Consider the following 15866-nt stretch of genomic DNA (forward strand, 5'->3'; position numbering starts at 1 on the left):
GCTTCGTCCCTTTAATAAACGAAGCCTTTCCGGATATCTTAGATAAATATCCTAAGAGACAATTTAAACCTTGATAACGAATACCTCGTTTACCATCACTTCACTCCGCTCAACATATCGAAGATAACCCGCGCAAATTGCTTGGTTTTGTTCGGATCAGACAACAACTGCATCATCTGCTCCTGATGTGCTTCGTTACTATTCAAAATCGCATCATCAATCGCACGTGGGAAGTCGCCCAGCATGGCTTGCTCACGCGTGTTATTGGCGATTTGACTCATAACTGTTTCGTTCTCTGTGAGCTTGTCACGCACCGTAAAGGCATAATTGATCATGTCTTTGTCGGTTAGGTTGTCGGTAACAAACACCTCGTTCAATCGCTCAATTATGTGAGAGAGGAACTCTTCTTTCTTATCCTTTGGCTTGGCAGTGCCAACATCGTTGCTTGGGTGCAACTTGTACTCTGGCGTATTCTCTTGAAGCTGAATGTCCTGCTGACGGATCTTCGACAGACGATAGTGGCTCATCACCACATTACCGAGGTCAAGTTCATCCTCTTCAATCACCTTCTCGCGCAGCATTGGGCGAAGGTGGCGTGCATACAGGCTCAGTTTCTCTAGCTCTTTGTCGTCATAATCAACAATCTGCGACATAAACTCATAGAAGCGCACAAAACTACCTAAGTCTTTCTTGAAGATCTCTAGGCGGTCTTTCTCCTGTTTGCACTCTTTGAAGGTGTTTTCTGCATTAGCGATTAACACTGCATCGCCTGTTTTCTTGGTACGTTCAAACACGTTTTTAGCGTGAATGTATGCTTCTACCGAAGAAGTATAACGCTTGCGCCAACGGTCTATCGCTGGCTTGCAGATATTACTGATAGCCGCATTAGATTTGTTCTTAGTAAAGAAGGCATCAACGAATTGATCTACCTCCGACCATAAGAAAATACCGCTAGCACGCAGTTTCTCTGATAGGTCGAAAATCTTGTCAGGGTCAGTGACATCCTCAAGCTCTGCCACTTGATAATAAGGCTGGAAAGCATCAAGAATATCTTGCGGGTCGTTGTAGAAATCGAGCACGAAAGTGCCACATTCTGCTTTCCCCGGATAGATACGGTTGAGGCGAGAAAGCGTCTGCACACACTCAACACCAGCGAGCTTCTTATCTACATACATTGCACAGAGTTTCGGTTGGTCAAAGCCTGTCTGGAACTTGTTGGCAACCAACATCACTTGATAGTCATCGGTGTTGAAGGCTTTGCGCATCTCACGACCTTTAAGATCAGGGTTCATGTTGTGCTCAGTAAATTTCTGATCCATAAACGCCGTGCTGTCTGGGTCGGCGGCATTAAATTCCACTTCTCCAGAGAACGCGACCATCGCACGAATCCCCGCATAACTATTTTCTGCCACGTATTTATCAAAAGCCAACTTGTAGCGTACTGCTTCTTTACGAGAACTAGTAACCACCATCGCCTTAGCTTGACCACCTAATAAACCCATCACGTTCTTTTTGAAGTGCTCAACAATCACCTTCACTTTCTGCGAGATGTTGTGATCATGCAGGCGCACCCAGTTGTTGAGTTTCAGCTTAGCTTTGCCTGCATCAACCTCTTTATCTTCCGCTTCCAGCTTCTGTTTGAGCTGATAGATAACTTTGTAGTTAGTGTAGTTTTTCAAAACATCAAGGATAAAGCCTTCCTCAATCGCCTGACGCATGGAATATATATGGTAAGCCACTGGCAAGTTACGTTTAGAAGCTGGTTGCTCTGGGTCAGGTCTGCGCCCAAACAACTCCAAAGTTTTTGGCTTTGGTGTGGCGGTAAAGGCGTAGTAACTCAGGTTGGCACTGCCTCGACGAGCCGCAACGGTAGCATCAAGAATATCCTCTGAGGAAAGCTCGGTGTCATCATCGGCTTCATCCGTCATCAACACTTCTTTGAGCTGGCGAGCCGTTGCACCTGTTTGTGACGAGTGCGCTTCATCGGCAATAATGGCGTAACGACGCTCTTTCAGTGACGTTGAGTTCTCAATCGCTTTTAACACATGCGGGAACGTTTGAATGGTCACGATGATGATAGGCTGAGAGGTTTCCAGTGCCGATGCCAGCTTCTCTGATTTCGAGCCATCACCTTCTTTACGGTTGATGCGCCCCACCACGCCATCTGCATGTTCAAACTGATAGATGGTATCTTGTAGCTGATCATCCAGAACGGTGCGGTCAGTGACCACAATCACCGAATCAAATTGCTTGTTGCCGTTAGCGTCATGCAAGGTCGAAAGTTGGTGCGCTGTCCATGCAATCGAGTTGGATTTACCCGAACCTGCACTGTGTTGGATCAGGTACTTATTGCCATTGCCCTCTTCAATTGCGGCATTAACCAGCTTGGTTACCACATCCCACTGGTGGTAACGCGGGAAGATCAGGGTTTCTTTCTTGGTTTTACGCCCCTCCCAATCTTCCTTTTCTTCAATTTGAAGGTGGATAAAGCGCCCGATGATATTGAGCAGGTTGTCTGGGGTTAACACCTCATTCCACAGGTAATCAGTAGCGTAGCGACTTTCATCTTCAGGAATATCATTGCCCTTGCCGCCATCGTGTGTACCTTTGTTAAATGGTAGGAAGAAGGTATTTTCACCCGCCAGCTTAGTTGCCATGTAGACTTCATACTGACTTACCGCAAAATGCACTAAGGCACCGCGTTTAAAGCTCAAAAGCGGCTCTGGCTTTTTAGTGGCAGGGTCTTTCGGTAAACGAGTGAGTTTGTACTGCGCAATGGCATTTTCTACCGCTTGTTTGAACTCAGATTTCAGCTCAAGAGTAGAGACGGGCAAGCCGTTAACGAACAACACCAAGTCAATGCGCCATTTCTTAGCTTGCTTGCCTGTCGCGTCGAATTCCGCTTGCGTTGCATACGGGCTGTAAACCAGCTCTGGCACAATACGGCAGATGTTTTGCTGATAACGCGCCAAGGTTTCAGGGTTGAGGTTATGCTCTGGCTTAAACTGACACAATTCAAAACGGGCATTGCGGATTTTCAAACCATGACGTAACACGCCCAAAGTGCCAAAGGTACGTGACGCACGATCAGTGGCGTTCTCATCGGCTTTTTTTAGCTGAGTCACCAAGGCATCGAGAAAGTGGCGCTCTGAGTCGGTCGGGAAGACTTTGCAGAACTTCTCCCACTCTTTCGGCTGCGTCTGTTTGATAAAGGTCAGCACGTCCGCTTCATACAATGCCGATTCGCGGTTATAGCCCTCTCCAGTGCCTTGCACCCAGCCATTAGCCACCATCTGCCTGATGATGTCGTCCTGAAATACCCGTTCTTGTGTAGTGTCTTTCATAACCTTTCTTCTTATTCTTTTTCTGCCAACAAATTCGCAAAAGCCACTCTGCTTTCTCAGCGAGAGTGGCAATAAATTTAGGCGGTTTGCTCCAACGCTTGATCTTGAGGTTTTGCTGCCTTCCAGTTGCGTACGTCAATTTTGCCTGTGACCGCGGCTGAAATTAGAGCGGTTCGGCGTTCTTGCATTAACGCGATAGCCTCTTTGCATCTTTTCTCAATCGAATCATATTGATTAAGTAAGCCATCCAGATATTGGACAATCTCACGTTGTTCATCGTACGCAGGGAAAACCGCCTTTACTGCACCAATTCGATCCACATTCAAGTTTGCTTGCGTGCTTTGCGTCGATGTCTGCTCTAGTGCTGGCAGTGCTGCCATAAAGCTATATCGAAGAAACTCTATATCAAGGTCGGCATAGGGCTTAAAACCAACAACACTATCAGGCGCATAAGCCTTAAAACCCAGTATTGCGGTATCACCAATATTTGCAGCAATAGCCATCATCAAGGTGCCAGCAGGGAACAACTGGCTAACTTCTTTACCTTTCTCGTTCAGCGTTTGACTATAGCTAGTGATCATTTTGCCAGCTCTAGCAACATCGCCTGTTTGAATAAAAGGATAATCACCATCATAAAACGCAGGATCATTGCGAGGACGATGCCCAAATTTTCCACGATATATCTTACAAGCATAACGATAGCTTTTAGTCACCCAATGCTCGGGCACTTCCCCTAACCACTCCACACCAGAATCTTTCATTGGTGCGTGTGGGTTAAATCCTTTGGTTACCGCATGGCTGATCACCGCTTGGCGCTTCTCTTTCAGCAGCTTAATCAGTTGCTGCTGCTTTTCGATCAAGGTGTCAATCTTGGCGGTTTCGTGATCGAGGAAGTTGGCGATTTGGGTATCTAACTTGCTATTCGGTCGTGGAATTGGAAAGTTATTGATATTTTCCTGAGTCATGGTTGGCATTCCACTACCAGTGTTATTTACATCTATTTTTGCCTTTATCAGTGAAGAGTTAAACAGATAAGCTAAGAACCTTGAGTCAATAGTAGTATTCTTAATTAAAGCCATTTGAGGGTTAATTGTCATAGGGGAATCTACGTCCGTAACAATTGTTGACTTACCATAGGTAGACCCTGTTTTGACTAAAAGGACATCATTCTTCTCCACCATGATCTCTGGAGATTCGTAATACTTTTGCCAACTTAAAAAAGATGTCTTCGCTAAAGTAAATTTATCACCAACTATGTTTGAAGGACTCAGAACGATAGCTCCTTCACCTTCACCGACGATGTCATTTACGGTATACCCTCGAAAACCAATCCTGCCAAAAATCGATGCCACATACTTTAATCGCGTCACTTGCCAATCTAAGGGAATATATCCAACCCAATCAACTTCAGAATCTTTATACTCTGGATACGCCTGATACTTGCCCATTACGAATGCACCTCTTGCAGTAACTTCATAATGTCGGCACTGACTGCATCCAAATCGGCATCAATCGCTTCCAGCGCACGCGGTGGCTGATAAACATAGAAATGGCGGTTGAACGGGATCTCATAGCCCACCACACCAATTTCACTGTCTTTGTCATCACGCTTATCCGCGTTAATCCACGCATCGGCAACATGTGGTTGTACTTCGCGCTTGAAGTAGCTTTCAATCAAGGTTGATGTACTGACGCTTGGATCTAGCGGCACGTTCTCGTTATCACGCAGGTCGCCATCCTGTTGGAACTCAACGACCTTACCTTTGTACTCAAAAGCACCGTAAAGCGGCTGTGCGTCTTCTTTCAGCACTTTCTTGATCACAGGCTCGGCGTCTTGGTTCTTCCACGTTACCGCATCAATAAATTGTTTCTTCTGCTTCGCATCAAATTTTATGCCTGTGGCCTTGAATGCGCCCTTCAGCGTCAGTTCAAACTGGTTAAAGTCGTCGGATTGCTGCGCCTTTCCACCCAGTTTGTCGCCAACCGCAACTTGCAGGGCTTTGGCATTATCCATCAACGCTTTTTGGCTTAGCCACAGCTTGCTATCCAGTACATCTTTGATTTGCTTTTCTTTCATCTCTGGGAAGTCGGCTTTGATCAAGACACGAACTTCTTTTTCCACATCAGTTAGTGAGCCGTACGAGTCTTCCGTCCACTCTGAGCCAAACTGCTCGTATACAGTCTGCATTACGGCATTAAATGGCTTAGGTGCAAAGCGCAGTGATTCCACCGCTTCATCGGTAATTTGTGCAGACAGGCGCAGTGGACGTTCTATGGTTAGTCGGCGGTAGCCAAACTGATAAGTATCAAAAATCTTGCTGGAGAAGTGTTTTTGGTTGTCCGTCACACCATCTTTGGTCAAGGTGTCGATTTCTTCAAAGTCACCAAAGTTCTTCGTGATAGTGCGAATTTCGTCATCAGTTAAATAGTGACGCTTAGAACCTAATGACTTACGCATTTTCGTGCTTAAATTAGCGCCATTAATCAATTGCACTTTGCCTTTACGTGCAGGGTCTTTTTTATTGCTCAGTACCCAAACGTAGGTCGCAATACCTGTGTTGTAGAACATATCGGTAGGCAGCGCAACAATCGCTTCAAGTAGATCAGATTCAAGGATGTAGCGACGAATTTCACTCTCACCACTACCTGCACCACCAGTAAATAGTGGTGAACCATTAAGGATGATGCCAATACGACCACCATCCGTGACTTGGTTATCAACGTTTTTCTTGTCACGCATCTTGCTGATAAGGTGCATCAAGAACAACAACGAACCATCAGAGACTCGCGGCAAGCCTGCGCCAAAGCGTCCATCAAAGCCTTTTTGCTGGTGCTCGTCTTTGATTTCACCTTCAATCTTTTTCCAATCAACACCAAACGGCGGATTAGATAGCATGTAGTCAAACTTATCGGCTGGTAGCTGATCATTCGATAGGGTGTTACCCAGTTTGATACGGCTAACATCTTGCCCTTTGATCAGCATATCCGCCTTACAAATAGCGTAGGACTCTGGGTTTAGCTCCTGACCAAACGCACGCATTACCGCTTTCGGGTTAAGTTCGTGTACGTATTCCATACCAGAAGAAAGGAAGCCGCCTGTACCCGCTGTTGGGTCATAGATGGTGCGAATGATGCCATCTTTAGTTAAGGCTTCGTCGTCTTCCATAAACACCAAAGAGGTGGTCAGGCGCACGATGTCACGCGGGGTAAAATGCTCACCCGCAGTTTCATTTGAGCTTTCCGCAAAGCGGCGGATCAACTCTTCAAATACCAAACCCATATCGTGGTTAGAAATGCTATTTGGGCTAAGGTCGGTGGTGGCAAACTTCTTCACCACTTTGTAAAGCAAGTTGGCATCTTCCAGCAGCCCGACAAATTCATCGAACTTGAAATGCTCGAAGATCTCACGCGCATCTTTAGAGAATGACTGTACGTACTTCTCAAGGTTCGCCTTGATGTTGCTCTGCCCCATCTTGCCAAGGTTCATTGGCGAAGTGTTGAAGAATGACAAGCCATCAAGTTGTGCTGGTAATTGCGTTGCACGCAGCAAAAACTTTTCTTGCGCCTCTTCTGGCAAGTTCATCGCTTTGATTCGCTCATACTCTGTAACTACAGCACCTTTGCTTGGCTCGAGCACACACTCAAGACGACGAAGTAGAGTAAACGGCAGGATCACGCGACCATATTGAGATTGTTTGAAATCACCGCGAAGCAGGTCAGCCACCGACCAGATAAAGGCCGCGGTTTGGGAGAAGTTGTTGTTAGTCATTTAAACAGTCTCTAATTAGTTCTTCTGGGAGAAATTTGTAGGTTTCAACATTTGGATATGGGCAGACAAAGCGAAGTTTATCCTCAACGGTGTCGCTATAGAAGTAGAACCCCATAATCTCACTATTTTGTACCGTCTCACTCATTGTTAACAGCGGAAACAGCTTTGTGACAGTTATACTTTCTTCCTGATTCAAGTCGCCTTGAGCTAGATAAAGCTGGTCAGCAATCATAGGCTCTGATGTTTTAATTCTTGCGGTTCTGGCAGGGTTCACACCAAGACCTTTTAGGACTTCGACTTCGTAAATGAATACTTTGCCATCAAACTTTGCCTGAATAGGCTTAATTAGAGCTGTAATTTCAAAGAATGATCTTAACGCACTTTGCATTTTCTCATTTAACGTCTGTATTGTTGCTTTAGCTTTGCGTACGAGCTTAGCTGAAGGTAGTCCTCGATGAGAGATATCATTTCTAAGGTCTGTAGCATTCGATAGTAATTGTGTAATTTCATCATGACAAAGTGAAGCAACTAAGGTTTTCGAGTCAGGAAAATAAACAGCATGTTCACGCAACCGATTGTGACTAAAAGCCATTGTTAGGCTTTTTAGACTTTTCGAACTGTAAAGAATCTTTTTGGGTGGTGATCTATATCCAAAAACAACCGAAACCAAATACAAGCCCAAGTATTCATAAAACTTGATAAATGCTTCAACTCTTTCACGTTCATTAAACTTTGACTCAGCGAGTTCCCAAAGGATAGCGAGTGGGGTTGGCAACATAGAAGAAAATTCTTGTTCATATCGACTAGCAACGCTTTGGTAAGGCAGTATTTGCTCTTGTGCTGTCTGAAGGTCACTGAATGCTGACTTTTTCAGCAACTCTACCCTTGTGAGCACAGCGTCACACTCGAACCATAGGTCAATCAATGCTGATTGGTTTGCAATTTGCGGTACTGATATTCGCGTGTTTAACCACAAGGACATAGATACATATTTCAATGAGGTCGAAGACATGAAATTGCTATCGAGCCAGTCATTACCCTCTTCTTGCTGTAGAAATATGTTGTAGAAATCCGCTAAGAGAGTATTAGGCAGCAAATCAAAACGTGTGGGTCTTAAAGCTTTTCTCTTTTCGTTAAGATTAGAATACTCCACAATCTTTCCAGACGTGCTATCAACTACATAGAGTCCCTTTTCATTGACTTGTACTACATCTTTGAGTCGAACAAGCTTCCCTTTTAACAGTCCATCTCGTGAATAGCTTCTTTGGAAATAAGAACGAAAGTTAATCTCGTAGCCAACCACACCAACTTCTCGATCTTGCTCGTCTTTAAATTCTGTATTAATCCAAGCATCTGGCGCAGAGGGATGAAGCTCCGTTTGATAATAGCGTTCAATAATGTCTGAGGTGCTAACGCTAGGGTCTAGAGGCATATTTTCATGATCGCGAAGCTCTATATCTGGTTTGAACTCTACAAATTTACCTTGTAACTCTTTGACTTCCCCGCTATACGCGAAAGAGCCATACTTAGGTTGTGCTGCTTGTTTAACCTCTCCCTTAATAACAGGCTTCGCTGTTTGGTTTTTCCATGTGATAGCATCAATAAGTTGTCTCTTCTGCTTGGCGTTGAAATTGATGCCTGTGCTCTCAAACGCACCTCTAAGAGTCAACTCAAACTGGTAAAAGTCGTCGGATTGCTGCGACTTTCCACCCAGTTTGTCACCAACCGCAACTTGCAGGGCTTTCGCCGCATCCATCAGGACTTTTTGATTGAGCCACAGCTTGCTATCCAGTACATCTTTGATTTGCTTTTCTTTCAGATCTGGGAAGTCTGCTTTGATCAGCGCTCGTACTTCGGCTTCCACTTCAATTAGTGAGCCGTATGAGTCGTCATTCCACTCAGTGCCAAACTGATCAAAGACAGCCTGCATCACGGCATTAAATGGCTTAGGGGCAAAACGTAGTGACTCCACCGCAGCGTCGGTGATTTGCGCAGACAAACGCAGCGGGCGTTCGATGGTCAGGCGACGGTAGCCAAACTCATGGGTATCAAAAATCTTAGCTGTTAGTGGTTTGCCGCTTTCTGTCAGCATATCGGTTTCAACAAACTCACCAAAGTTCTTGGTGATGGCGTGAATTTCATCATCTGTCAGGAAGTGACGCTTAGAGCCAAGTGACTTACGCATTTTGTGGCTTAAGTTGGCACCATTGATAAGCTGCACTTTGCCTTTGCGCTCTGGGTCTTTCTTGTTGGTCAGTACCCAGACGTAAGTCGCAATACCTGTGTTGTAGAACATATCGTTTGGTAGCGCGACAATGGCTTCAAGTAGGTCAGCTTCTAAGATATAACGACGAATTTCACTTTCGCCGCTACCTGCGCCACCAGTGAACAGCGGTGAGCCGTTAAGGATAATGCCGATACGACCACCATCAGTGACTTGGTTATCAACATTTTTCTTGTCACGCATCTTGCTGATAAGGTGCATCAAGAACAGCAGCGAGCTATCAGATACACGCGGCAAGCCTGCGCCAAAGCGTCCATCAAAGCCTTTTTGCTGGTGCTCGTCTTTGATTTCACCTTCAATCTTTTTCCAATCCACACCAAACGGCGGGTTAGACAGCATGTAGTCAAACTTGTCGGCGGGCAGTTGGTCATTTGACAGAGTGTTACCCAGTTTGATGCGGCTAACATCTTGCCCTTTAATTAGCATATCTGCCTTACAGATAGCATAGGACTCTGGGTTTAGCTCCTGACCAAACGCACGCATCACCGCTTTCGGGTTAAGCTCGTGCACGTATTCCATGCCAGAAGAAAGGAAGCCGCCTGTACCCGCTGTTGGGTCATAGATGGTGCGGATGATACCATCCTTGGTTAGGGCTTCGTCGTCTTCCATAAACACCAAAGAGGTGGTCAGGCGCACGATGTCACGCGGGGTAAAATGCTCACCAGCGGTTTCATTCGAGCTTTCCGCAAAGCGACGGATCAACTCTTCAAACACCAAGCCCATATCGTGGTTAGAAATACTGTTTGGGCTAAGATCGGTGGTGGCAAACTTCTTCACCACTTTGTAAAGCAGGTTGGCATCTTCCAGTAAACCAACAAATTCATCGAACTTGAAGTGCTCAAAGATTTCACGCGCATCTTTGGAGAATGACTGCACGTACTTCTCAAGGTTCGCCTTGATGTTGCTTTGTCCCATCTTGCCAAGGTTCATTGGCGAGGTGTTGAAGAATGACAAACCATCAGGTTGTACTGGTGATTGCGTTGCACGCAGCAAGAACTTTTCCTGTGCCTCTTCTGGCAAGTTCATCGCTTTAATACGTTCATGTTCAGCAACCACAGCATCTTTGCTTGGCTCAAGCACACACTCAAGACGACGAAGTAGAGTAAACGGCAGGATCACGCGACCATATTGAGATTGTTTGAAATCACCGCGAAGGAGGTCAGCAACCGACCAGATAAAGGCAGCGGTTTGGGAGAAGTTGTTGTTAGTCATTGTAAACAGCACAATTGAAAAAATTGTGCTGATTGTACCTCACCACTCTCCAAGTCGCAGCGACATACAACAAAAAAGCACCTTTGCAGGTGCTAAAGATCAGAACAATTATGAACAATATCTAGCCTTTATACTGAGGAACACTGTCAAGCACGCACTTAGATAGCAACTCTAAAATCTCATTGACTCGCTGTTCTCTCTCTTCTCTTAATTGTTTGAAATTTGCCATAGTTAACTCCAGTGGCTCATTCTCAATAACAGCCTCCAAATTAAATGCCTCTTCAGCATTCTTAGCGACTTTCTTAATCCAGCTGGATTTATAAGCATAAGATTCATCATGCTCACTTAAAAAGCCTGCTTTTTTTGCCTTTTTGATTACTTGTTCTTCAAGAGTCGTTGATTCGAACTTTTCTAGTTCAATGACATAGCCGATAAGATCGGATGATGGGATAGGATTGTCCATAGTGTTTTTTATAAGCATAAAAACTATTTTAAGCTGCTGCAAATTTATGGCTGCTTTCAAAGGGGGAGTCAAGAGGGGAACCCACTCTTGCCAGTGGGACAACATAAGAACGAAGTGAGTTGTCCTATCTGGAACCGCAAAAAATCTTTGATGTTTTTGCTCAGTTATTTGCAAGTGATGGAAATTATTTCTAACCTTCTAAAAAACACATCAGATGATTAAAAATTTCACTCTTATCAGTCAGCCTGTGAAGCTCCAAAGTGATGGTGTAATGATGCGCGAGCGTTATCTACTGAGCGAACAACACGCTAATCACAAACATAGTGACGCACTTATCTCACTGATTGGTTGTGCTGAAACATCCCACCGAATTGCTCTAGCAGGCGAGAAGTTTAGGCTTGAACAACAACTCAAACGCAAGGGCGGGCGGCCGCTCTCTAGCTACGCCATGGAATTTTGTTTGACGCTGCCGAGAGGCCATAGACCGTCTATTGAGCAATGGCAATCCATTACCAGCGATTGCTGCATCAAACTGGCTAAATACTGCAAGCTGACAAAAGCTGAGTTCGCACAGTATCGACAGCAGATCCGCGCTGTATTACACCAGCAAAACCAAGAAGGGCAAAAAGGCACTGGTGATCATGTCCACCTAATCATTGGCAAAGTGGTTCGTGGACGCGTTTTGATGGAGCTGCAAAAAAAGGGCGCGACAAAACTCTTGAAGCAAACTTTCAACCATGCGGTTTTGCAACATGTCGGCATAGATTACCGGAGCTATGAACCAATTGAAAAAGAGAAAGGACGACGGTTGAGTACTTGGCAGTATCAATATGAAAAAGCCAATCAAGCTTTAGAAATCGAAAAACTGATTAAGAAGATGCAAAGTCAGTTTGATAAATGGCTCAAGGCTAAAGAAGAGCACAATAATAGGCAGCAACACCGACAAAAAAACCGACTGTTAAAAACGTATGAAGAGTTGAAATTGAGAAAGTTATCACCTCTACAACAAGAAAAATTAGAAAAAATAAAACAAAAAATAAAATAAAACTTATGCCTTATTACAATGGAAGATGGCACCGCTATTCGGAAGCTGAAAGACGCGAATATGGTCGCCAACAAAGAGAAATTTACCGCCAAGCATGGCACGAAAAGTGGGTATCAAAAACAGGGCTGAAAGAAGAGCGGAACTGGACAGACACAATGATAAAAACCTTTCTTGAAGGAAAGTCTGAAAGTGCAGGTAAAATACAAGCTTATAAACGCACGCTGATAACAAAAGTCGAGAAAACGAAAAAATTTCAAGTGGCAATGGCTGAGCGTGTTGCTAGACAGAAGAAAAAGAAAGTGTAAATGTAAAGTAAAAACCTCAGTTCAACTCCCAAACAGGGAGCTGAACTGGCGTCCTTAACTTAGGATAATAGGCTTCCATATTGATACTGGCTTCATATGGTACTAAGATAAGGTACTAAAGGGTTATTTTCAAAAACCACAAACACCCTAACCTATTGAAGTAACTGTTTTTTAAGGCAGTTGAAGGTGAGTCCCGCCAGCTCCACCAAACATCATGTAAGCCTCTGATTTTTCAGGGGCTTTCTTTTTATATATGCCTATGAAAAGAGAAATTGAGGTACATCCTGTTCTACATATGGACGGAGATGACACTTTGCACATGACACAACGGGCAAACGGTAACTGGTACTATCAACGCCGTATCCCAACCCACTCTCAGCCATTCTTTGGCAACAAAAAGTCCATCAAAATCTCACTGCGCACCAGGTCTGTCGCAGAGGCTCGTGTTAGAGCGCGTCAGCTATCTGTAGAGCATGACGTCCTATTTGCGCAGCATGAGACTCTTGCAACAACGACAAGCAAACCTAAAGGCTACGCAAGTAACCCACTTGAGGTGCTCGTTGACGTCAAAGCTAGCCAAGCTCAACACAAAGAAATCACTCAAGCGACGTCTGGCAACCTAGTAGGAACTCAGAGCTTACTACACGCACAAGTCTTTACTGCGCCACTAAAGGAGCGTGAGAGCGTCTTTACGGGTATTGAGGCAATGAGAGATGATTTATGCGAACTAATGTGCGACCTTGCCGAAAATAGATTGAGTGAGTATGACGCCAAGCTTTCGCGCTCATGGCGTATCATTGAGGGTGCGATGGAGTCAGAGCACTACGAGTACTTTGTAGAGCAACCATTTGAAACTCAAAGACAACTTGTCATCGAGAGCTGTAGAAAGTCGATACAAGGATTATCCTCATTAACTACTCAGCTCACAGATGTGATGGCAGAGCGTCTTGAGTTACCTAATGCGTCTGATACCTACCTTCATGAGCTAAGGGGAACGCAAGCTCCTACGGAGAGCGAACATCAAAGCTTGCTGTTATCTGAATGCGTAGAGCTTTACCTCAAGGATAGAGAAAAAGACAACATGCAACCCAAGACCTTTGAAAGCTACAAGGCTCGTATGCGACTCATGCTATACATCTTGGGCGACCGTCCTATTGACTCTCTCAAGCGTGCTGATGCTTTGATGTTCAAGGATAAACTCTTGCAGTTACCAGCGAACCTCAACAAAGTGTCGAGCTTTAAGGGCTTACCTGTTGATGATGTCATTGCTCTCAAACCGACACCGATGGCAGTGAGCACAGCAAATGACACAATGACTGGTGTTAGCTCATTCTTCGACTGGTGCGTGTTGAATGAGTACGCGTCCAAGAATGCCTTTAAAGGACTCAAAGTAAAGACCAAGAAAAAGGCATCTGATGAGCGTAGCGCGTTCACTGAGTCTGACTTAAAGACCCTATTTCAGCATCCATACTTCCAAGGAGGTGAGAGTAAACACCCACACTATTACTGGCTACCTGTACTAGGGCTTTATACAGGTGCTCGTCTCAACGAGTTGTGTCAGTTGCATGTATGTGACGTTCGTAGAGATGATGAGAGCGGACTTTGGACTATGACCATCACCAATACTCAAGAAGACCAGAAAACCAAGAATATGAGTTCAATTCGCACTATTCCACTGCACCCTAAATTAATTGAACTAGGGTTCGTTGACTACGTACAGAACCTCACTCATGAGCGCGTCTTTCCTGAGCTTAAGAGAGGAAGAGATGGGTATGGACAAGCACCATCCAAATGGTTTGCTCGCTTCCGTGACAAAGTGCTGCCTAACGCCAAGAACGAACATAAGGCTTACCATTCTTTCAGGCACACTTTCATCAACGCCCTGAAGCAATCAGGCGTATCCCGCAGTCATGCAGCAGCCTATGTGGGTCATGGGGACGGAAGTGAAACGTTTGGACGGTATGGTAAAGCTTATGTCGCATCAGCATTAGCTCCTATATTGGACAACATTACGTTCGACTTCGACATAAAGCCCTATGTACTACCTAACTAGTACAAATTAAAAGGTAACACCTGACGTCTACCCAAGTGTTACCTTTCATTTTACATTTTACCTTCGGCTGCTTGTCTCGCTAAGCAGTCTGAATGCTCATTACCTTTGATGCCAGAGTGACCAGCTACGTGCTCAACGCTAACACGTGGACGAATAGCTTTAAGCTCATCTATCAGCATCCATAAGTCCTGATTAGCGACAGGCTTCTTGCTTGAGTTGCGCCAAGCGTTACGCTTCCAGCTATCAAGCCATTCATTGAAGCCCCGCACACAGTACTGACTGTCACTAAAGACATTGTCCCCCTCACCTGCTACAAGTAAGGCAATGATGAGAGCCAGAAGCTCAGCCCTTTGACTGGTGACACCACCAGCACTGCGAACGGAGGATGAGAACTCCTGAATGCAATGTCCAAGAGCGTCGTAAACAGCGACACCAACACCCCCTTGAAGACACCCGTGCTGATTGTCTGGTGCTGAACCATCGCAATAGATACTTAGTGGGTGCTGAGCGTTGTGTAATAGATGTGTCGTTTGAAGTTGTGTATTCATATTGAGTCCTTAATCGTAAAGCCACACCGAAAGCCCCACATAGCCAACTACACCAACGAAAGACTCGTAGTGACTAGCTGACAGCATGGCTTTGCGGTTAAGCGTTGGGTTTGAAGTGAAGTAGACCTTGTGGTGGCCTATTGTGGGTTGTGGAGATCTGAGGGTTAATCAGGCAGCTTGGAGTGATAGCGCTGATGTGGCATGTATCGAGCGTTTAAAGGTAATGCTGTAGTTCGCACCTTCATCACCACCTAAACACACGATATAGCCGTGGTGGTCAAGCCGCTTTAGCGACTCTCGAATAGTATGAGGCTTGAGCCTTAGAGCTTCTTCAAGCGTCGACATCGACACGATAAGATACTTTGCCCCTTTCGGTAGCATTCGTTCAGCAACAGTAAAGACTCGCTTGTCGCTAACACTGAGCCTGTATTGAGACTCACTTTCAGGGATTGTTGTCTCATGACGAGGTATCCCATACATTTGTGCTAACTGAGACGCTACCTTACGGCAAACAGATAAGTACAACGCAATGGTGCGCTTTGAATACGACTCGCGGCTTAGTGCTTTGAGACTGACATTAAGACGCCTTTCAAGACTGTCATAGGTAAGTGTATCGAGCGTCTGAAGCAATCGAAAGATTCGGCTTCTAGACAGCCCTCGACCTACCCCAGACAAACGACAGGCGTTATCAAAGACGGCCATCTGGCGACGACTAAGGTCTGAGTACTCAAGTGCACAAGCAAGCTTATCTTTCAGCTTTGAGTTGTTTACATACGTCATATCAAGTCCTTTAAAAACAATCAATTACAGAACAATCCTGCAAGACTGCAACATATATAAGAA

At 45.1% G+C, this 15866-nt stretch carries 9 protein-coding genes and 1 pseudogene; 3 read left to right on the forward strand and 7 right to left on the reverse strand.

What is annotated here, in order from left to right:
* Positions 1 to 95 precede the first annotated feature (95 nt).
* The 5 genes and pseudogenes from J4N43_RS12540 to J4N43_RS12560 all read right to left on the reverse strand — a co-directional run bounded on the left by J4N43_RS12540 (position 96) and on the right by J4N43_RS12560 (position 11132).
* Positions 96 to 3344 (reverse strand): type I restriction endonuclease subunit R, encoded by a 3249-nt coding sequence (locus tag J4N43_RS12540; RefSeq protein WP_140063070.1) that lies wholly within the window; start codon positions 3342 to 3344, stop codon positions 96 to 98.
* 77 nt (positions 3345 to 3421) lie between these two features.
* Positions 3422 to 4792, reverse strand: coding sequence for a restriction endonuclease subunit S (locus J4N43_RS12545; RefSeq protein WP_205390737.1), 1371 nt, complete (start codon positions 4790 to 4792; stop codon positions 3422 to 3424).
* Positions 4792 to 7113 (reverse strand): type I restriction-modification system subunit M, encoded by a 2322-nt coding sequence (locus J4N43_RS12550; protein WP_140063069.1) that lies wholly within the window; start codon positions 7111 to 7113, stop codon positions 4792 to 4794. Before J4N43_RS12550 ends, J4N43_RS12545 begins: the two co-directional genes overlap by 1 nt.
* A gap of 1993 nt (positions 7114 to 9106) precedes the next feature.
* Positions 9107 to 10609: pseudogene (locus J4N43_RS12555) on the reverse strand (type I restriction-modification system subunit M); the annotation flags it as partial.
* Between the two features lie 121 nt (positions 10610 to 10730).
* Positions 10731 to 11132, reverse strand: coding sequence for a hypothetical protein (locus J4N43_RS12560; RefSeq protein ID WP_240199926.1), 402 nt, complete (start codon positions 11130 to 11132; stop codon positions 10731 to 10733).
* 154 nt (positions 11133 to 11286) lie between these two features.
* Between J4N43_RS12560 and J4N43_RS12565 the strand changes: the two genes are divergently transcribed.
* The 3 genes from J4N43_RS12565 (at position 11287) to J4N43_RS12575 (ending at position 14475) form a co-directional block, all read left to right on the forward strand.
* Positions 11287 to 12117 carry a hypothetical protein gene (locus J4N43_RS12565; protein WP_025562326.1) on the forward strand — a complete coding sequence of 277 codons (831 nt, stop codon included), beginning with the start codon at positions 11287 to 11289 and terminating at the stop codon, positions 12115 to 12117.
* Positions 12118 to 12122: 5 nt separating this feature from the next.
* Positions 12123 to 12422, forward strand: a complete 300-nt coding sequence (locus tag J4N43_RS12570) for a hypothetical protein (RefSeq protein ID WP_205391106.1) — start codon at positions 12123 to 12125, stop codon at positions 12420 to 12422.
* 319 nt (positions 12423 to 12741) lie between these two features.
* On the forward strand, positions 12742 to 14475 hold the full coding sequence (locus J4N43_RS12575) for a site-specific integrase (RefSeq protein ID WP_250155654.1): 1734 nt from the start codon (positions 12742 to 12744) through the stop codon (positions 14473 to 14475).
* A gap of 50 nt (positions 14476 to 14525) precedes the next feature.
* Here J4N43_RS12575 and J4N43_RS12580 read toward each other — a convergent pair whose 3' ends face one another.
* A complete protein-coding gene (locus J4N43_RS12580) occupies positions 14526 to 15023 on the reverse strand; it encodes an RNase H family protein (protein WP_158159574.1) in 498 nt (165 codons plus the stop codon).
* A gap of 168 nt (positions 15024 to 15191) precedes the next feature.
* Positions 15192 to 15803 (reverse strand): hypothetical protein, encoded by a 612-nt coding sequence (locus J4N43_RS12585; protein ID WP_158159573.1) that lies wholly within the window; start codon positions 15801 to 15803, stop codon positions 15192 to 15194.
* Positions 15804 to 15866: the final 63 nt, after the last annotated feature.

It is taken from the genome of Vibrio sp. SCSIO 43009, from assembly GCF_023716525.1.
Classification (GTDB): Bacteria; Pseudomonadota; Gammaproteobacteria; order Enterobacterales; family Vibrionaceae; genus Vibrio; species Vibrio alginolyticus.

Bases quoted from the DNA above. Each gene is read 5' to 3' on its own strand.
- J4N43_RS12540 (WP_140063070.1), bottom strand. From the start codon at position 3,344: ATGAAAGACACTACACAAGAACGGGTATTTCAGGACGACATCATCAGG.
- J4N43_RS12545 (WP_205390737.1), bottom strand. From the start codon at position 4,792: ATGGGCAAGTATCAGGCGTATCCAGAGTATAAAGATTCTGAAGTTGAT.
- J4N43_RS12550 (WP_140063069.1), bottom strand. From the start codon at position 7,113: ATGACTAACAACAACTTCTCCCAAACCGCGGCCTTTATCTGGTCGGTG.
- J4N43_RS12565 (WP_025562326.1), top strand. From the start codon at position 11,287: ATGATTAAAAATTTCACTCTTATCAGTCAGCCTGTGAAGCTCCAAAGT.
- J4N43_RS12570 (WP_205391106.1), top strand. From the start codon at position 12,123: ATGCCTTATTACAATGGAAGATGGCACCGCTATTCGGAAGCTGAAAGA.
- J4N43_RS12575 (WP_250155654.1), top strand. From the start codon at position 12,742: ATGACACAACGGGCAAACGGTAACTGGTACTATCAACGCCGTATCCCA.
- J4N43_RS12580 (WP_158159574.1), bottom strand. From the start codon at position 15,023: ATGAATACACAACTTCAAACGACACATCTATTACACAACGCTCAGCAC.
- J4N43_RS12585 (WP_158159573.1), bottom strand. From the start codon at position 15,803: ATGACGTATGTAAACAACTCAAAGCTGAAAGATAAGCTTGCTTGTGCA.